Below are 17,260 nucleotides of genomic sequence, written 5' to 3'. Positions count from 1 at the left end.
AATAACCTCCGGCAATCTGGCGATCATCAGACCCTGAGCACGGTGCCGGCCGCTCTATAAGGGCCGGACCTCGGGTCCATTCGGCAGATCGACGGTCACGACGAGGCCGCTTGGCTGGTTGTCGTGCAACTCGATCTTGCCGCCGTGACCCTGGATGATATCTGCCACGATCGGGAGGCCGAGACCGAAACCGTGTTTCGACGCAACGCCGCGCGACATATCCTCCTTGAAGAAGGGTTCGAAAACGCGCGAGCGCGCCGTCATCGAAATTCCCGGCCCATCGTCGCCCACCGCGATACGCGCCGCCGAGTCGGTCTGCGTCAAGGCGACGGTGACGTTGCCGGCGAATTTGACCCCGTTGTCGCATAAATTGGTGATGGCGCGCGCCAGCGCATTGGGTTTGCACCAGCCCAGAAGCCTGTCCGGTCCGGAATAGGAAACCGAAAACCCGACATCGGAGAATTCGGCACAGACGGTCTGCAGCACGCTGGCAATGTCGGCCCGCTGCAGCTTTTCGGTCGAGACGTCGTTGCGCAGATAGGTCAGGGTCTCGTCGATCAGATCCTCGATGTGCCGGACGTCGGACAATATGGCGGCTCGAACGGGACTGACGCTGCGCAGCATGCGGGTGCGGTTCTCGATCATGGTGCGGATACGCGTTCTCATCCTGTTCAGCGCGCGCGCCAGGCCGACCATTTCGATGGAGCCGCGTTCGGCGAAAAGTTCGTTGCCATTCTCGATCTCGGCTTCCCCCACTGCGTTCGAGATGCGCTTCAATGGCTCCGTCACGGCCCAGACCGCAAATAGCCAGATCAACACGGGCAGGGCGACGAAAGCCATGAACCTGTAGAACGAGACACGGACGAAGCCTGATGTCAGCCAGGAATTGGGCATGCCGAAATGCGCCAGGACGCTCTGCTGGTCCAGGTCGATGACAAACGCATATTGGCGGCCGATCCTTATCCAGCGCCCAGGGATCGAGCCGCTCTCGATCTGAAGAAGCCATCCGATGCTTCGCCATTGCAGATAGGAATCTGGAATAGTGCTGATCTGCTCCCTGGGCAGGATCTTGAAATCAAAGCCGGCGCGTGTCGCCGCAGCCAGAACAGCGCCGCGGGCTTCGGTTGGCGTTTCGCGCAACAAGGCAGCGACAACGCCAGCCCGCCTGGCGCTGTCTTCCACCACGGGAAGGTCGACATTCGCTATCAAACCCTCGACGACCGATCCGACGGACATGATCGCGATCACCGCCATGAAAATAATTGCCGCGAACTGCCCACGCACCGACTGCGGCAGGAAGCGGCGGACCAAGCGCCTCACGCTTCCTCCACCGTGGCGGTGAAGATGTAGCCACCCAGCCGGACAGTCTTGAGGAGAACGGGATCGCGCGCATCCTTTTCGATCTTCTGGCGAATCCGGCTGACATGGACATCGACGCTTCGCTCGATCGGGCCGGCAAGCCCGGCATGGGTGACGCTGAGAAGCTCCTCGCGCGACAGAACCCGGCCTGCATTGCGGCAGAACGCCAGCAAAAGATCGAATTCATGCGTCGTGGTCGCAACCCGCGCATTGCTGGGATCATGCAATTGCCGGCGAACGGGATCGAGGCGCCAGCCGTTGAAGCGAAGCACCCTTGTGCGGTCCCGTTCGTCGGGAGCGTAAGCCGTGCGGCGCAGCAAGGCCCTTATCCTTGCGGTCAGTTCGCGCGCGCTGAACGGTTTGGTCACGTAATCGTCGGCGCCGATCTCCAGTCCGAAGATGCGGTCGATTTCCTCGCCAAGCGCCGTCAGCATCAGGATCGGAACGTTCGTTTGCGCGCGAAGCCGGCGGCAGATGCTGAGGCCGTTCTCGCCAGGCAGCATGATATCGAGCACGATGAGATCGAATTTCTGGTTGCGAAGCGCGGCGTTCATGCGGACGCCGTTGCCGGCGATTTCGACGATCATGCCGTTTTCCGTCAGCGTCTCGCCCAGCATGCGGGCGATCTCGATGTCGTCTTCGACAATGAGGATCTGCGGGCCTTGCCTCGGCGATTTGAACTCGGCGTTCAGATCGATCCGGCTGGAGCTTACCGCGGCCTGCATTGTATTATGTGTGGGCATCAAAACCGATATCCGACGAGAAGCATCCCCGAGGGCTGGACCTTGTCGACGACAACAGGGCTGTCGGCAGCGTCCCCCATGAGAATGCCCACCCCCGCCTGGCCACGCACCATCCAGTTGTGATTGAGCGTATATGTGGCGGAAATCGAAAAATCGGCGCGCTTCAACCCGGCGCGGGCATCATACTGGGTCAATCCCGAGCGAGCCGATTGCTCCGGCGTGACGCCGAAATAGGCCTGCATGTATTTTTCGTCAGCGAAGACGACCGATGCGCCCGCGCCGACCATCCATGACTGGGACAGAGGCTGGGTCACCTCGATGCCAAGCGTGCCCTGCATGCCGTCGCTGCCGCCGATGGTCTTGTCCAATTGCGCGTAGATTTTCGCCGGGCCGAACTTCACCGCCGCCTTGGCCCCGACGACCGCGCCCATGTCGACATCCCCCAGGCCGCGCAGACGATCGGCATCGTCCTCCTTGCGGCCCATGTCATAGCCAAGCCGCGCGCTGAGTTCGAACGGCCCGTGTTCATAGACGGCGATGTTGGCGCCCGTCGGATCTACCCTCACCGTGTCGAGGAATGTCGCCGATACGAAAGGGACCGGCATGACCTTGAACTCGTTGCTGCCCTCATATTTGGGAACGATGATGGCGCCGCCGCCCAGGACGACATGCCAGTCGGCCAGTTTCTGTTCGAAGCGCCCGAAACGCGAAGGATCGGGCTGCGGGGTCAGATCCCCGGTATCGTCGGCATCGGTGTCGACGGCAATGGCGTCCGCCGCCTGCACGATCTCAGAATGCGTTGAAAACACGATTGCCATCGCCGCGAGAGAGGCCCGGCCGGCGAAGGTCCCAGAAACCAATTTGAACATGCATGCTCCAGAGCAGGGAGGCAGTAAGAGCCCCGATGCTCCGGACTATTTCAGGTGAAAATGGCTGCATGCGTGAAGTGATGTTAAGTTTTGTTGCGCAATCTTGGCCTGATCTCGGCTCGTGTAGAAGCGCGCCACCACAAGCGCGGGAGGTCAATCGACGACTTCTGCTTCCAGAACGTCCTCTTGCCTCCGGCCACCGTCAGAGCGGCGAGCTGCTCGATAACGGCCAGGCGAAAGGCCGTGATGTCGATGGAATAGCTTCGAAAACGCGGCCGCGGTCTCATAGCCGACACGGGCCGCAATCCGTGCAATCCCCTCGTCGCTCGTTTCGAGCAGAAATGCGGCCTCCGACATCCGGCGTGAGATCAGATAACGGTACATGGACTCCCCGACGAGCTTGGTGAAGCGAGCCGAAAACGCCGAACGACCAAGTCCCACGCTTTGCCCGAGCTCGCCAAGCGTCCAGGGTCGATCCGGTCGTTCGTGGATCAACTGAAGTGCCGGTCCTATGTGCGGGTCCGCCATCGCCCCCAGCCAACCGCCTTCCCCGGGGTCGAGCGACTTGATCCAGCTTCGCAGCACCTCGACGAAGAGCACTTCTGTCAGTCGTGAGAGTGCAACGCCTTGGCCGGGACGCGCGTGCGCCGCCTCGCTCACCATGCGTTGCAGAATCGCATCGAGCCATCCGCCGTCTTCCGTCGGCTTCAGGAGAAGCAGGGGCGGAAGCAATTCCAACACGCTGCCGCGCGAGGGCCGCGCCACGGTGAAATTGCCACAGATCATCGTCGCGAGCGGCTGCTCGCCGCCTCCGTGACGAATGAGGCCAAGACGCCCAGCCAGTCGATCGATGTCGAGAATCGGTAACGGCTCTGTCCGACGATCCGAGTAGATCACATGGGGCTCGCCGCGCGTGACGACAACAAAGTCGCCCTCGGTCATGTGAAGTTCTCGTCCATTTTCGAGCGCGAGGGTAGCCGAGCCACGGCTGAGATAATGGAACAGGGCGTATGGGCGCGCTGGCAATGCCAGATTCCAGGGATGGCCGAGCTCGAAGTGGAACAGCAAGGTTCCGCCAAGGCGAACGCGGTCGAGCACTTCAGCGAGGATGTCCATCTTCCGATGTTAATACGACGGACGGTCGGACACAATATTCGGACGATTGAGGCCTAACGTCCAAGTGCTCCACGTATTAGTTGATCGCAAGTCGAGCCAACAGGTCGCGCCGCAACCATCACCCGGGCGGCAGATGGGAGAACCGCGACTGTTGCCGACACGCCTGCCTTTCCTCGGACCCGCGTCGTCCGTTATCTCAACAGGAGCAACCAATGCGAAATCTTCTACTCTCAGTCGCCACCGTCCTCATGGCCGGAGCAACAGTCGCCGCCCCCGCCCAATCAGCTCAACTGCCCAAGGGGGCGGCCCACAATATCGTGCTCGTCCATGGCGCTTTCGTCGACCAGACGAGTTGGAAGCCGGTCGCCGATATCCTCACGAAGAAGGGCTACAATGTCACGCTCGTCGAAAACCCGCTCACCTCCCTCGCGGCAGACGTCGATGCCACCAAACAGGCGCTTGCGAAACAGAACGGCAAGACCGTCCTCGTTGGCCACTCCTGGGGCGGTGTGGTCATCACGCAGGCAGGTGACGATCCCAACGTCTCGGCGCTCGTCTACGTCTCCGCATTCGCGCCCGACGTGGGAGAATCTCTGGCGAGCTTATCCAAGAGCGGTCCGGCAACGGAAGGCGCCGCGGCGATTCATCCCGACGAAAAGGGCAACCTCTACATCGATCCCAAAGTGTTTCCCTCTGCAGTCGCGGCTGACCTTCCCGCGGAGATCGCCGAATCCTTGGCAAACCATCAGCTCCCGTTGAACCACACGGCGTTCGAGGCTCCCGTCGATAAGGCGGCCTGGCACGACAAACCGACGTTCTATGTGATCAGCACTAAGGACAAGGTCATCGCACCCGAGGTCCAGAAGCTGTTCGCCGAAAGGATAAAGGCCCAGACGACGGATGTCGCCGGCAGCCATGCATCCCTGGTCGTCCACGCGAAGGAAGTCGCCGCGGTGATTGAAAAGGCCGCGCTCGTGAAGTGACGATTGTGCTCCCGGCGCCTTCGTGCCGGGAGCACCATGCGTGCTCGGCGGACTACGGAATGCCTTGGTCCGCGAGCGGCTCAAACCTAGCCAAAACCGCACCAGCTACTCCCACTCGATTATCTGTGCCAAGCATCCGGAGGATGACATGACTGAGTTCGACACCTCGAGCCAGGACGCCGCAACGCTAGAAACAGCGCCCACCCGTTACATCGAAGGCGGCGGAATCCGCTTCGCCTATCGCCGCCTCGGCCCATCGACCGGAACTGCGCTTGTCCTCCTGCAGCATTTCTCGGGCAACATCGACGCGTGGGACCCCGCCGTCGTGAATGTCCTGGCCACCGATCGACCGGTGATCGCTTTCGATAACGCCGGGGTCGGCCGCTCGACAGGCCAAACGCCCGACAATATCGCGGCGATGGCCCAAGACGCGGTCGCTTTTATCAAACTGCTCGGCCTCTCCGAAGTCGACCTTCTTGGCTTTTCCCTCGGCGGCTGTGTCGCCCAGCAGATCGCTGCCGAGCACGGACGGCTGGTGCGCAAGCTCATCCTCGTCGGCACGGCTCCGAGAGGCGGAGAAGAGCATCTGTTGACGGTTCTCCAGGACGCGTTTTCCCAAACCGACGCGCCGGACGTCCGCCTGCCACTATTCTTCACGAAGTCGTCCGCCAGCCAGTCGGCCGGCCTGGCGTTCCTAAAGCGGGCGAAGGCGCGTAAGGAGGATCGGGACACCGACAACGGCGGCGCGGTGACGGATCCGCAGGCCAAGGCGCTTATTACCTGGTGCGCCACACCTGATCCCGAGCACGCCATTCTGCGCGCCATCCGCCAGCCCGCCCTTGTGGTCAGCGGCAGCCACGACACCATGCTGCCGGCGGACAACGCCTACGCAATGTTCAAGGCTCTAAGCAACGCCCAGCTGGTCCTCTATCCCGATTCCGGCCACGGCGCCCTGTTTCAGTACCACGAATTGTTCGTCAGCCACGTCCGGACCTTCCTGGAAGCGTAATCGGCCTGCATAACCTCGGCGCGATCGGTCGCACCTTTATTCTTGAGAGCTGTTACGGAGAAAGAAATGACAATCGCAAAGGTCGAGGTTGAGCGTTTCAGCCTGACGTGTTCCAAACCATTCGACGCCGTTGTGGCCGCGCTCAAGTCAGCGGTCGGGCAACCTGACATTGTCGAATTTTTCAAGGCGACGAGGGCTGCAAATTCCTTCTCGGATTTGGAGCGCGTTGTGCAAAGCGGCCTGGGCCGCACAGGTCTCATGCTTTTCGCGGAATTCGACTTGGGCGCCATTCTGCGCCGCGAAACTGGAACCGAGACTCCCAGGAGCATGCGGTTCCTGGTGGGCAATCCACTCATCATGAAAGAAATGGTCAAGCACGTTCCCGATGCTGGATCTTACGCTCCAGTCACAATCCTTGTTGATGAACGTCCCGATGGCGTGCACGTCTCCTACGACAAAATGGAGAGTTGTCTGCTCCCTTATGGTAGTTTGGAGGCTCTTGCCGTCGCTCGCGATCTTGATGCGAAAATCACAACCTTGCTACGCGAATGCGCAAACTAAGCTCATGGTGACGCTTCCGGCGGCAGATTACTCCCACGCGTTTGGCCATGACATGGCATTGGCGCTGCTGCCGCTGGGGCCTGGCACGCCCGGCACGGCGCTGGGGTTTCAATTCTCGGCGGGCGGTGCCTGGCAAGGGTGATCGCCGACTCTCCGGGAGGCTCGCGCGGGCTTATGTGAGAGCCCCCCAGCGTGGAGAGGCGCGGAAATCACGCCGCCTTCTTCATCCGCGCCAGTGTATCCGCAACCACCTCGCCAAACGACGACGGCGTCGGCACGATGATCACGCCTGCCTCCTTCAGGATCTCGACCTTCTCCTGCGCCGACTCGCCGAAGGCCGAGATGATGGCGCCGGCGTGGCCCATGCGGCGGCCTTTCGGGGCGGAGAGGCCGGCAATGTAGGCGATCAGCGGCTTGCGCATGTTGTCACGCGCCCAGATCGCGGCTTCCGCCTCCTGCGGTCCGCCGATCTCGCCGATCATCACCACGGCGTCGGTCTCGTCGTCCTGCTCGAACAGTTTCAGCATGTCCTTGAAGGAGGAGCCGTTGATCGGGTCGCCGCCGATGCCGACGCTGGTCGACACGCCGATGCCGAGCGCCTTCATCTGCGAGGCCGCCTCGTAGCCGAGCGTGCCGGAGCGGCCGACAATGCCGACGCGGCCGGGCAGGTAGATGTTGCCGGGCATGATGCCCATCAGCGCCTGTCCCGGCGTGATCATGCCGGCGCAGTTCGGGCCGATCAGCCGCATGCGGTCCTCGAAGCGGTAGCGGCGCATATAGCGCTTGACCTGCATCATGTCCTGCGAGGGGATGCCGTCGGTGATGCAGACGCAGAGTTTGATGCCGGCGTCCGCGGCTTCCATGATCGAATCGGCGGCGAAGGGCGGCGGCACGAAGACGATGCTTGCCTCCGCGCGGGTCTCGCGCACGGCGCCCTTGACCGTGTTAAAGACGGGCAGGCCGAGATGCGTCTGGCCGCCCTTGCCGGGGGTGACGCCGCCGACCAGCTTGGTGCCGTAGCGTTTCATGTCCTCGGCATGGAAGCTGCCGATCTTGCCGGTGAAACCCTGGACGATGACGCGGGTGCTGCGGTTGAGCAGGATTGCCATTTTCTCGACCTCCCTCAGGCTGCTTTTTTCTTGGCGGCCGCGCGCCAGGCGGCGACGGCTTTTTCGGCGGCTTCTGCCAGCGTGTCGGCGACGATCACCGCCTCACCGGAATCGGCCAGGATGCGGCGGCCTTCCTCGGCTTTGGTGCCGGAGAGCCGCACCACCAGCGGCACGGTGACGCCGACCTCGCGGATCGCCTTGATAACGCCCTCGGCGACCCAGTCGCAGCGGTTGATGCCGGCGAAGATGTTGACCAGGATGGTCTCGACATTCTTGTCGCCGAGCACGGCGCGGAAGGATTTCGCCACCCGCTCGGGCGAGGCGCCGCCGCCAATGTCGAGGAAGTTGGCCGGCTCGCCGCCAGCGATCTTGATCATGTCCATCGTCGCCATAGCCAGGCCCGCGCCATTGATGATGCAGCCGATATTGCCGTCGAGGCCGACATAGGAGAGGCCGCGGTCGCTGGCGAAAGTTTCGCGCGGGTCTTCCTGGCTCTTGTCGCGCAGTTCGGAGATTTCAGGCCGCCGGAACAGCGCGTTCTCGTCGAACGACATCTTGGCGTCGAGCGCGATCAGATTACCGTCGCGCGTCACCACCAGCGGATTGATCTCCAGCATCGAGGCGTCGTAGTCGCGGAACACCTGGTAGCAGCTGAAGATGGTTTCGGTCGCCTTGCCGATCAGATTGTGATCGAGGCCGAGCCCGAAGGCGATCTCGCGTGCCTGAAAGCGCTGCATGCCGACGCCGGGGTCGACCGATGTGCGCAGGATGGAATTGGGTTCTTTCTCGACAATATCCTCGATCTCCATGCCGCCGGCTGCCGAGGCCACGATCATGACGCGCTCTTCCTTGCGGTCGAGCACGAAGCCGACATAGAGCTCCTGGGCGATGTCGACGGCTTCCTCGAGATAGAGCCGGGAGATCAGCTTGCCACGCGGTCCGGTCTGCTGGGTCACCAGCTTGCGCCCGAGCATGGCTTCGGCGGCGCTCGAGATCTCCTCGTCATTGGCGCACAATTTTATGCCGCCGGCCTTGCCGCGCGCGCCGGAATGAACCTGCGCCTTCAAGACCCATTTGCCGCCGCCGATCTCGCGCGCCCTGTAGGTCGCCTGTTCGGGGCTGTAGGCCAGCCCGCCGCGCGGCACATGCACGCCGTGCCGGGCGAGCAGTTCCTTGGCCTGGTATTCGTGGATGTCCATTTTGTCCTCCCTGAACAGTCAATGCGTGGCGGTTTGGCCGGCGCGTTCGATGGCCTCGTTGACCACCAGAACGTTCCTCGCCATGCGTTCCGACGCGGCGTCGATCATCTTGCCGTCGAGGGCGGCGGCTCCCTTGCCCTGAGCCTCGGCTTCCTTGAGCACCTCAAGGATGCGCCTGGCGCGCGTGACCTCTTTTTCGGGCGGGGAGAAGACGTCGTTGGCGAGCGCGATCTGCGAGGGATGGATCGCCCATTTGCCTTCGATGCCCAGCGCCGCGGCGCGCCTGGCGCCGGCGATGTAACCTTCCGGATCGGAGAAATCGCCGAACGGCCCGTCAATGGCGCGCAGGCCATAGGCGCGGCAGGCAACCGTCATGCGCGACAGCGCGAAATGCCACTGGTCGCCGGGATAGTCGGGGTTGAGGCCGCCAATGTTGACGGTGCGCGCCTTGCAGCTCGCCGCATAGTCGGCGACGCCGAAATGCATCGCTTCCAGCCGGCCTGGCGTCGCGGCGATCGCCTCGACATTGGCCATGCCGAGCGCGGTCTCGATCAGCGCTTCGAGGCCGACCCGGGTCTTGTAACCCTTGGCCATCTCGATCTGGTTGACCATGGCTTCGACCATATAGAGGTCGGCCGGCACGCCGACCTTCGGCACCAGGATCGTGTCGAGCCGGTCGCCGGCCTGTTCCATGACGTCGACCACGTCGCGGTACATGTAGTGGGTGTCCAGCCCGTTGATGCGCACCGAGACGGTCTTGCCCTTGGCGCGCCAGTCGATGTCGTTGAGTGCCTGGATGATGTTCTTGCGGGCGCGTTCCTTGTCGGGCGGGGCGACCGCATCCTCGATGTCGAGGAAGACGAAGTCGGCGGCGCTGTTGGCCGCCTTGTCGATCATTTCCGGGCTGGAGCCGGGAACCGCCAGCTCGCTGCGCTGCAGCCGCAGCTTCTTCAAATGGTTGATGGTGTGGCTCATCGTCGGTTTCCCTCAGGCGGCTTCGGCGACCGGCACGGCGGCCGAGGCGCGGAAATGCTGGATGGCGGCGCCGACGCCGGAGCCCGGCGCCAGCCGCACGCGGCAATCTAGCAGCGCCATTTCGGCCGCCGACAGCGAGGCGAGCACCATCACCTCGTTCAGCCAGCCGAGATGGCCGATGCGGAAGACCTTGCCCATCACCTTGTTGAGGCCGCCGCCGAGCGAGGTCTGGTAGGTGCGGTAGGCGCGCTTGACGATGTCGGCGCTGTCGATGCCTTCCGGCACCAGAATGGCGCTGACCGTATCGGAGTGCCATTTCGGCGCCTTGGCGCAGAGTTTCAGGCCCCAGGCGTCGACCGCCTTGCGCACGCCTTCGGCCAGGCGATGATGGCGGGCGAAGATATTGTCCAGCCCTTCCTCGGCGATCAGGTCGAGCGAGGCGCGCAGGCCGCGTAAGAGCTGCGTCGCCGGCGTGTAGGGGAAATAGCCGGCATCGTTGGCGCGGATCATGTCCTCGAAGGAGAAGAAGCAGCGCCGATGGGTGGCGGTCCGTGAAGCGACGAGCGCCTTCTTGCTCACCGAAAGGAAACCGAGGCCGGCGGGCAGCATGAAACCTTTCTGTGAGCCGCTGACGGCGCAGTCGACGCCCCATTCCTCCTGGCGGAAATCGATCGAGCCGATCGACGACACACCGTCGACGAAGAGCAGGGCAGGGTGGTTGGCGTCGTCCAACACGGCGCGGCAGCCCGCGACATCGCTGGTCACGCCTGTCGCTGTCTCGTTCTGCGTGCAGAAGACGGCCTTGATGCGGTGCGCCTTGTCCGCCTTCAGCCGCTCGGCATAAAGCTCCAGCGGCACGCCGGTGCCCCATTCGCAGTCGATGACATCGACCTCGAGGCCGAGGCGCTCGGCCATGTCGACCCATAGATGCGAGAACTGGCCGAAGCGCGACATCAGCACGCGGTCGCCGGGGCTCAGCACATTGGTCATCGCCGCTTCCCAGGCGCCGGTCCCCGAGGACGGGTAGATGAAGACGCGGCCGGTCTCGTTCTTGAAGACTTTTTTGATGTCCTCGAACAGCGGCAGAGTGAGATCGGGGAAGGACGCGGCGCGCATATCCTCCATCGGCAGGTTCATCGCCTGCCGGACCTGTTCGGGGATGTTGGTCGGTCCGGGAATGAAAAGATGGGTGAAACCGGCCATGATGCGAACTCCTCCTGATCCAGCAAAGCGGTGGGGGGAGTTTCGTTTCGACGGCTAAAGCCAACAACACCTCAGCGGGTAAGATCTCGCCGCGCGCGGGTGGGGAAAGCCTACCCTGTTGGCCTACCCGAAAGGCTGCTTCTGGGTACGCCTCTCGCGCGCATAGAGCGCGACGGCCATCGCCCGGTTGCGGACGTCGAGCTTGTCGTAGAGATTCTTGAGGTGGTACTTCACCGTGTTCTCGGAAATGCCGGTGCGCGTGGCGATTTGCAGATTGGTCCAGCCATCGGAAAGCACCGCCAGCAGCTCGCGCTCACGCACCGTGAGCTGCGCGAGCGGCGTGTCGTTGACCTTGTTGATGTCGATATAGGGGATGCAGATGCGGCCATGCGCGACAGCCAGGATCGTGTCGAAGATAATCGCCGGATCGTCGAACTGGAAACAGTAGCCCTGCGCTCCCAGCCGCACGCATTGCTTCAGGATGCCGATGTCATGGTCGTTGGAAAAGATGGTGATGCGCACGTCGAGCTTGCGGCTCTGGACCTCGGCCAGCACATCCGCGCCGTCCATGTCGGCGAGCTTCCAGCCGATGATTGCGACGTCGAACCCGCCCGTCGTCGCCAGATCCAGGAATTGCCTGCCGCTCTGACCGCTGCTCAGCAATTCGAAACGGCCGTCGCATTCGAGCATTTCACGCAGCGCCGATATGACGAATGGGTTGCGCTCGGCGACGACAATGCGCATGCGCCGGTCGCCAATTGCCTTGCTCGTTTTCCCGGGCTTGCTGTTCAAGGGCCGTTTTTGTCCTGGGCTGGTCGTGCCGCAACTCAAAGGCCAGGCTTCAGGCCTGGACCCGTATCATGACAATTCTGCCCCAATCGCGCCGGGGTGCTCTTTCCCCAGCGACATCGGCTGTCGCGCCGTCTGAAGCCGGGATTGGCTGGTTCCTGATGGAAATGGCATTGCCAGGTCAGGCATCGGCGATACGCTCACCTGGTTGCGTGGAACCAGCGTTTCGTTTGATATTCCGTGCCTTAGAGCGATAAGTTCTCAAACCGAATCGCGTCTGCGGGCGAGATGCATCGCATTTCCGTGAAACCGGTTTCCGCTTTAAGCTGCGATGCTCTAGACCTGAGACACAATTTTTCCGGGATGGCGGGAGGCGCTGGTGGAGGACAAGCAGACGATCTCCGCCAAGGCGGCTGACGACGCCCACGCCGATATCTATGGCGAGGACGGTGCGGTCCTTTCATCCTTCCTTGTGCAGATCGGCGCCGCGATCGCCGACCGCGATACGCCGACCCTCAAGCATGAAGTCGACCATCTGCACCAGTCGGAACTGGGCGACCTGATCGAGGCGCTGCATCCCGAACAGCGGCGAGCCCTGGTCGAACTGCTAGGCGCCGATTTCGACTTCTCCGCGCTGACCGAGGTCGATGAAGCGATCCGCATGGAGATCGTCGATCATCTGCCCAATGCGCAGATCGCGCAGGCGGTGCAGGAACTCGATTCCGACGACGCCGTCTACATTCTCGAAGACCTTGAAAAGGAAGACCAGGACGAGATCCTGTCGCAGCTGCCGTTCACCGAACGGATCAGGCTGCGCCGCTCGCTCGACTATCCGGAAGAGACCGCCGGGCGGCGCATGCAGACGGAGTTCGTCGCGGTGCCGCCGTTCTGGACCATCGGCCAGACCATCGACTACATGCGCGAGGACAAGAACCTACCCGACCGCTTCAGCCAGATCTTCGTCATCGACCCGACCTTCAAGCTCGTCGGCGCCATCGATCTCGACCAGATCCTGCGCACCAAGCGCGCTGTCAAGGTCGAGGATGTCATGCATGAGACGCGGCACGCCATTCCGGCGACCATGGATCAGGAAGAGGCGGCGCGGGAATTCGAGCAGTACGATCTTTTGTCGGCCGCCGTCGTCGACGAGAACGAGCGGCTGGTCGGCGTGCTGACCATCGACGATGTCGTCGACGTCATCCAGCAGGAAGCCGAGGAAGATCTGCTGCGCATGGGCGGCGTCGGCGACGAGGAACTCTCCGACACGGTGTTTGCAACCTCGCGCTCGCGCGTTCCCTGGTTGCTGGTAAACCTTGTCACCGCATTTCTGGCGGCATCGGTCATCGGGCTGTTCGACCACACGATCGAGCGGATCGTGGCGCTCGCCGTGCTGATGCCGATCGTGGCCGGCATGGGCGGCAATGCCGGTTCGCAGACCATGACCGTCACCGTGCGGGCGCTGGCGACGAAGGATCTCGATATCTACAATGCCGCCCGCATCATCCGCCGCGAAATGGGTGTGGGCTTTATCAACGGCATCGTCTTTGCCGTTTTGATCGGCATCGTCGCGGCGCTGTGGTTTCGCGATCCCAATCTGGGCGGGATCATCGGCGCGGCGATGATCATCAACATGTTCGCGGCCGCCCTTGCCGGCATCCTGATCCCGCTCATGCTCGACCGGTTCAAGATCGATCCGGCCGTGGCGTCGGCGGTTTTCGTCACCACCGTCACCGACTGCGTCGGCTTTTTCGCCTTCCTCGGCCTTGCAAGCTGGTGGTTCGGCGTCAGGTAGCCTCAATTGACTTTTACGTAAATGCCGTGCGAGGCTCGCGCGGGGGCCATGTCGATTCCGGCGGGCAAGGGTTTGGTTCGGGACGGGAGGCAGCGCCGCGTGGCGTTGCCCGGGGTTCGGGCATGGAGCGACAATGCGGGAATATTATTCAATCACCGAACTGACCCGCGAATTCGACGTGTCGACGCGGACGCTGCGTTTCTATGAAGACGAGGGGCTGGTGCAACCGGTGCGGCGGGGTCGCACGCGGCTGTTTCGCCCGTCCGACCGCCATCTCATCCGGCAGATCATGCGCGGAAAGCGGCTCGGTTTCTCGATCAACGAGATCCGCGAAATCATCCAGATGTACAAGGAGCCGCCGGGCGAGGTCGGACAGCTGAAGCTGATGATCAAGCGCATCGAGGAAAAGCGTGAGGATCTGCGCCAGAAGCGCCGCGACCTCGAGGAGACGCTGGCCGAGCTCGACCAGGCCGAGGAATCCTGCGTCGAGCGGCTGGTGGAGCTCGGCGTCAATACGTAACGCCGCTCAGATCCAGCGCCGCACCCTTTTTGCGTAATCCCGGTATTTCTTGCCGAACTTCGCCGCCAGCATCTTTTCCTCACGCTCGATGGCGACCTTCTGCGTGGCGAAGGCGGCGATGAACGCCAGCGGCAGGAACCAGACGATCCCCGTGACAAAGGCGACGCCGATCAAAAGCAGCGTGTTGGCCAGATACATCGGGTTGCGGGTAATGCCGAATGGACCTGTGGTGACGAGGTGGTCCGGCACCGCATTGGGGTTGAGCGTCGTCCTGGCCCGGACCATGGTGCGGATGGCGGTGAACCACAGTGCCGCGACGCCGAACAGCGCCACCCAGCCGGCCGCAAACAGCAGGTCGCCCAGGAGGTCGCCGATCCAGGGCAGCGGATAGAGCAGGCCAAGGATCACGCTGATGGCGATTGCCGCGACGTAGATCACCGGCGGCCACGGTATCACACCCGGCTTCGGCTGGGTTTCGGTCATTGCGTTCCTCCCTCGTCCATCTTGTCCTCGGTCTGGCCCGTGCAGCTGGCGGCCAGATCGCCCAGATGCGCTCGGAATTCCGCAGTCTGGTCGTTGTTCTCGAGCCGATCAAGCGCGGCCTCGCCCTCGAGCGTCGTCAGCATGCAACCGCAATAGCTCGAACAGAAGGTCGCGTTGCGCGTCTGCTCGCATGAGCGCTGGCAGGTTTTGAGGAAATTGACCTGCACGGTTTCGACCTGGGCCGGCATGACTTGCGAGAACAGCCAGACGCAGCCGATCAGCAGCGGCTGGTGGATCAGGTAGAAAGCGAGGCTGTGGCGGCCGATGAAGACCAGCGGATTGGCCCGGCGGCCGGGCATGAGGCTCGCCAGGCGAGCTCGCAGGCCGGAGGCTGAAACGAGTTTCGCCACCCCAATGCCGACAAGCACCGCGCCGAACCATGGAAACAGCGGCACATAGTCGTTGGAGCGTGGATTGATCGCCGACAGGCCGATCCACCACAGCCAGGGATGGTCCAGGGCTTCGAAGCGCAGATAGACGGGCGCGGCGATGACCAGCGCCGCAACGACAAGCGTCAGCAGGGCCGGCAGCCGCAGGAAGGCGAGGCCGAGCAGGCTGGCGAGCGCGATCTCGTGCAGGATGCCGAAGAAGATGAATCCGTCCGGCGTCGCGATGCGGGTGACCACCGAAATGGCGATCGCCGCTCCGGCGACCATGGCGAAACGCTTCCAGAAACCGTTCCAGCGGATTTGCTGGCCATGCGCGAGGTAGAGGCTGACGCCGACCAGGAACAGGAAGGTCGAAGCGATGCAGCGCGCGTAGATCTTCCACCAGCCGAAGGCGGTGAGGCCTGGATCGGTATAGCCGAAGAATTCCAGGTCCCAGGTGAAATGGTAGCTCGCCATGGCCAGCAGCGCGACGCCGCGCACGATGTCTATGGCGATGATGCGCTTCGAAGGCTCCGGAACGGGTGCGGTCGGCGTATGGATGGTCATGGTCTCGCGATCTGATTCAGCCCTGCGTGAGAACTATCACGGTTGGACCGGACAGAAGAAGGCCGGGGCACCGGATCAAGCGACGCTTTGAGGTGTGCCGATATTCAGGTGATGCCGGCCTGCAAACGGCGGCTTTCTGCGCTTCCGGTGCTCACGGACCTGAATGTCCGCTCCGCTCCAGTTCTCGAAAACCGCCATTTTCGGCTCGGCCTGACCTAAATCTCAACACACCTTGGGCCAGCGCCGGGAAGTCGTTGACCGACTTCGCTTTTCACGGCCTATGCGTCGGTTTCCTCTTAATCGTCCGGGAACGGCCAAGGCAGATTTGACCGGTGATTCTGCTTTGGGGAAGCAATGTCCACCCATGTGCGCCATCCGATCTGGCTTCCGGCCCTCAGGGCCGCGGATGCGCGCACCTTCGCCTCGCTCTATGCTGTCGAATCCTTCGCTCGCGCCACGGTGTCGAGCGTCATCCCAATCCAGGCCTACGAGATCCTGCACAACGAGCAGATCGTCTCGATCCTCTACACCATCGTGGCGCTGCTCGGCCTGTCGGTGACCCTGTTCATGCCGATGCTGATCCGCCGTTTTGCCCGGCGCTGGGTCTACACCGCAGGCGCCTGCCTGCTCGCCATCGGCTCGCTGTTCTTCGTCACCCATACGCTGGCCGGGCAATTGGCGGGCATGCTGTGCCGGGTGATGGGCGCCAGTGCACTTTCGATCACGCTCAATCTCTACATCATGGACCACATCCGCAAGACCGACTTCATGCAGGCCGAATCGCTGCGCATGGCGTGGTCGATGCTCGCCTGGACCGGTGGGCCGACGCTCGGCATCTTCCTCTACACGCGATTCGGCATCTACGCCGCGCATGGTGCGGTGGCGGTGTTCGCGCTGGCCCTGCTCGCACTGTTCTGGACCTATCGGCTGGGCGACAACCCGTCGATCCGGCCCGGCAAGACACGGCCGGCCAATCCGCTCGCCAATATCGGCCGCTTCGTCGCGCAGCCCAGATTGAGGCTTGCCTGGCTGATCGCCTTCGGTCGCTCCTGCTTCTGGACGACGTTCTTCGTCTATGGGCCACTGTTCATGGTGATCACCGGCGAGGGCAAGCTGGCCGGCGGTCTGCTGGTTTCGGCCGGCAACGCGCTTTTGTTCATGGCGATCTTCTGGGGCAAGGCCGGAAAACGCTTTGGCGGCCGGCGCACCATGACATTTGCCTATTTCGCCATGTCGGCGATGCTTCTGGCGGCGGGCACGGTCGGCGAAACCGTGCCGCTGCTCACCGGCGCCTTCCTGTTGTGCGGCGCCTTTTTCACCATAGCGCTCGATGCGTTGGGCTCGACCGCCTTCATGCGTTCGGTGCGCTCCTATGAGCGGGCGCAGATGGCGGCGGTCTACCGCACCTATCTCGATTTTTCCGAGCTGACGCCGCCGCTGGTCTATTCGGTGGTGCTGGCCTTCTTCGGACTGGGCTCGGTGTTCGTCACGCTCGGCCTGCTGGCGGCGGTTTGCGGGTTCGTGACCTGGCGTTACCTGCCGAAGTCTCTGTGAG

The 17,260-nt window shown here is 62.8% G+C and carries 18 protein-coding genes; 7 read left to right on the top strand and 11 right to left on the bottom strand.

Going from position 1 to position 17,260, the window contains the following annotated elements; genetic code table 11:
• Positions 1-54: 54 nt before the first annotated feature.
• The 4 genes from ACLGL5_RS26880 to ACLGL5_RS26865 all read right to left on the bottom strand — a co-directional run bounded on the left by ACLGL5_RS26880 (position 55) and on the right by ACLGL5_RS26865 (position 4,087).
• Positions 55-1,320 carry a sensor histidine kinase gene (locus tag ACLGL5_RS26880; RefSeq protein WP_494372800.1) on the bottom strand — a complete coding sequence of 422 codons (1,266 nt, stop codon included), beginning with the start codon at positions 1,318-1,320 and terminating at the stop codon, positions 55-57.
• The gene (locus tag ACLGL5_RS26875) at positions 1,317-2,084 is read right to left on the bottom strand and encodes a response regulator (RefSeq protein ID WP_019858780.1); all 768 of its coding nucleotides are present in this window, start codon (positions 2,082-2,084) and stop codon (positions 1,317-1,319) included. The genes ACLGL5_RS26880 and ACLGL5_RS26875 overlap by 4 nt, the downstream gene beginning before the upstream one ends.
• A 17-nt stretch (positions 2,085-2,101) precedes the next feature.
• Entirely contained in the window at positions 2,102-2,971 is an 870-nt protein-coding gene (locus tag ACLGL5_RS26870; RefSeq protein ID WP_069092404.1) for a MipA/OmpV family protein, read from the bottom strand.
• A gap of 153 nt (positions 2,972-3,124) precedes the next feature.
• A complete protein-coding gene (locus ACLGL5_RS26865) occupies positions 3,125-4,087 on the bottom strand; it encodes an AraC family transcriptional regulator (protein WP_019858778.1) in 963 nt (320 codons plus the stop codon).
• 212 nt (positions 4,088-4,299) lie between these two features.
• Here ACLGL5_RS26865 and ACLGL5_RS26860 point away from each other — a divergent pair, with 212 nt between their 5' ends.
• The 4 genes from ACLGL5_RS26860 to ACLGL5_RS26845 all read left to right on the top strand — a co-directional run bounded on the left by ACLGL5_RS26860 (position 4,300) and on the right by ACLGL5_RS26845 (position 6,782).
• Complete coding sequence (locus tag ACLGL5_RS26860) at positions 4,300-5,070, top strand: alpha/beta fold hydrolase (RefSeq protein WP_069092403.1); 771 nt, start codon at positions 4,300-4,302, stop codon at positions 5,068-5,070.
• A 148-nt stretch (positions 5,071-5,218) separates the two neighbouring features.
• Positions 5,219-6,079, top strand: a complete 861-nt coding sequence (locus tag ACLGL5_RS26855; RefSeq protein WP_069092402.1) for an alpha/beta fold hydrolase — start codon at positions 5,219-5,221, stop codon at positions 6,077-6,079.
• A gap of 66 nt (positions 6,080-6,145) precedes the next feature.
• The gene (locus ACLGL5_RS26850; RefSeq protein ID WP_069092401.1) at positions 6,146-6,640 is read left to right on the top strand and encodes a DUF302 domain-containing protein; all 495 of its coding nucleotides are present in this window, start codon (positions 6,146-6,148) and stop codon (positions 6,638-6,640) included.
• Positions 6,641-6,644: 4 nt separating this feature from the next.
• Positions 6,645-6,782 carry a hypothetical protein gene (locus ACLGL5_RS26845; protein WP_171903299.1) on the top strand — a complete coding sequence of 46 codons (138 nt, stop codon included), beginning with the start codon at positions 6,645-6,647 and terminating at the stop codon, positions 6,780-6,782.
• 67 nt (positions 6,783-6,849) lie between these two features.
• Here ACLGL5_RS26845 and sucD read toward each other — a convergent pair whose 3' ends face one another.
• From sucD to ACLGL5_RS26820, 5 genes are all read right to left on the bottom strand, one after another.
• On the bottom strand, positions 6,850-7,749 hold the full coding sequence (gene sucD, locus ACLGL5_RS26840) for a succinate--CoA ligase subunit alpha (protein ID WP_019858772.1): 900 nt from the start codon (positions 7,747-7,749) through the stop codon (positions 6,850-6,852).
• Positions 7,750-7,763: 14 nt separating this feature from the next.
• A complete protein-coding gene (locus ACLGL5_RS26835) occupies positions 7,764-8,948 on the bottom strand; it encodes a malate--CoA ligase subunit beta (RefSeq protein WP_064983969.1) in 1,185 nt (394 codons plus the stop codon).
• Between the two features lie 18 nt (positions 8,949-8,966).
• Entirely contained in the window at positions 8,967-9,923 is a 957-nt protein-coding gene (locus ACLGL5_RS26830) for an HpcH/HpaI aldolase/citrate lyase family protein (RefSeq protein ID WP_069092400.1), read from the bottom strand.
• Positions 9,924-9,935: 12 nt separating this feature from the next.
• Complete coding sequence (locus tag ACLGL5_RS26825) at positions 9,936-11,126, bottom strand: aminotransferase class V-fold PLP-dependent enzyme (RefSeq protein ID WP_069092399.1); 1,191 nt, start codon at positions 11,124-11,126, stop codon at positions 9,936-9,938.
• Positions 11,127-11,249: 123 nt separating this feature from the next.
• The gene (locus ACLGL5_RS26820; protein ID WP_069092398.1) at positions 11,250-11,870 is read right to left on the bottom strand and encodes a response regulator transcription factor; all 621 of its coding nucleotides are present in this window, start codon (positions 11,868-11,870) and stop codon (positions 11,250-11,252) included.
• Between the two features lie 424 nt (positions 11,871-12,294).
• On the opposite strand from ACLGL5_RS26820, the gene mgtE reads away from it, so the two are divergent.
• Complete coding sequence (gene mgtE, locus ACLGL5_RS26815) at positions 12,295-13,707, top strand: magnesium transporter (protein ID WP_069092397.1); 1,413 nt, start codon at positions 12,295-12,297, stop codon at positions 13,705-13,707.
• 133 nt (positions 13,708-13,840) lie between these two features.
• Positions 13,841-14,227 (top strand): MerR family transcriptional regulator, encoded by a 387-nt coding sequence (locus tag ACLGL5_RS26810; protein ID WP_006203215.1) that lies wholly within the window; start codon positions 13,841-13,843, stop codon positions 14,225-14,227.
• 6 nt (positions 14,228-14,233) lie between these two features.
• On the opposite strand, the gene ACLGL5_RS26805 is transcribed toward ACLGL5_RS26810, so the two are convergent.
• Complete coding sequence (locus ACLGL5_RS26805) at positions 14,234-14,710, bottom strand: methyltransferase family protein (protein WP_064983976.1); 477 nt, start codon at positions 14,708-14,710, stop codon at positions 14,234-14,236.
• On the bottom strand, positions 14,707-15,705 hold the full coding sequence (locus ACLGL5_RS26800) for a heparan-alpha-glucosaminide N-acetyltransferase (RefSeq protein WP_064983978.1): 999 nt from the start codon (positions 15,703-15,705) through the stop codon (positions 14,707-14,709). The genes ACLGL5_RS26805 and ACLGL5_RS26800 overlap by 4 nt, the downstream gene beginning before the upstream one ends.
• A 354-nt stretch (positions 15,706-16,059) precedes the next feature.
• Here ACLGL5_RS26800 and ACLGL5_RS26795 point away from each other — a divergent pair, with 354 nt between their 5' ends.
• Complete coding sequence (locus tag ACLGL5_RS26795; protein ID WP_019858762.1) at positions 16,060-17,259, top strand: MFS transporter; 1,200 nt, start codon at positions 16,060-16,062, stop codon at positions 17,257-17,259.
• The last annotated feature ends 1 nt before the right edge of the window (position 17,260 follow it).

The sequence above is a fragment of the Mesorhizobium sp. U510 genome, assembly GCF_059180695.1.
Note: the sequence above shows the minus strand (reverse complement) of the source record. Positions and strands in the feature narration are given on the sequence as shown.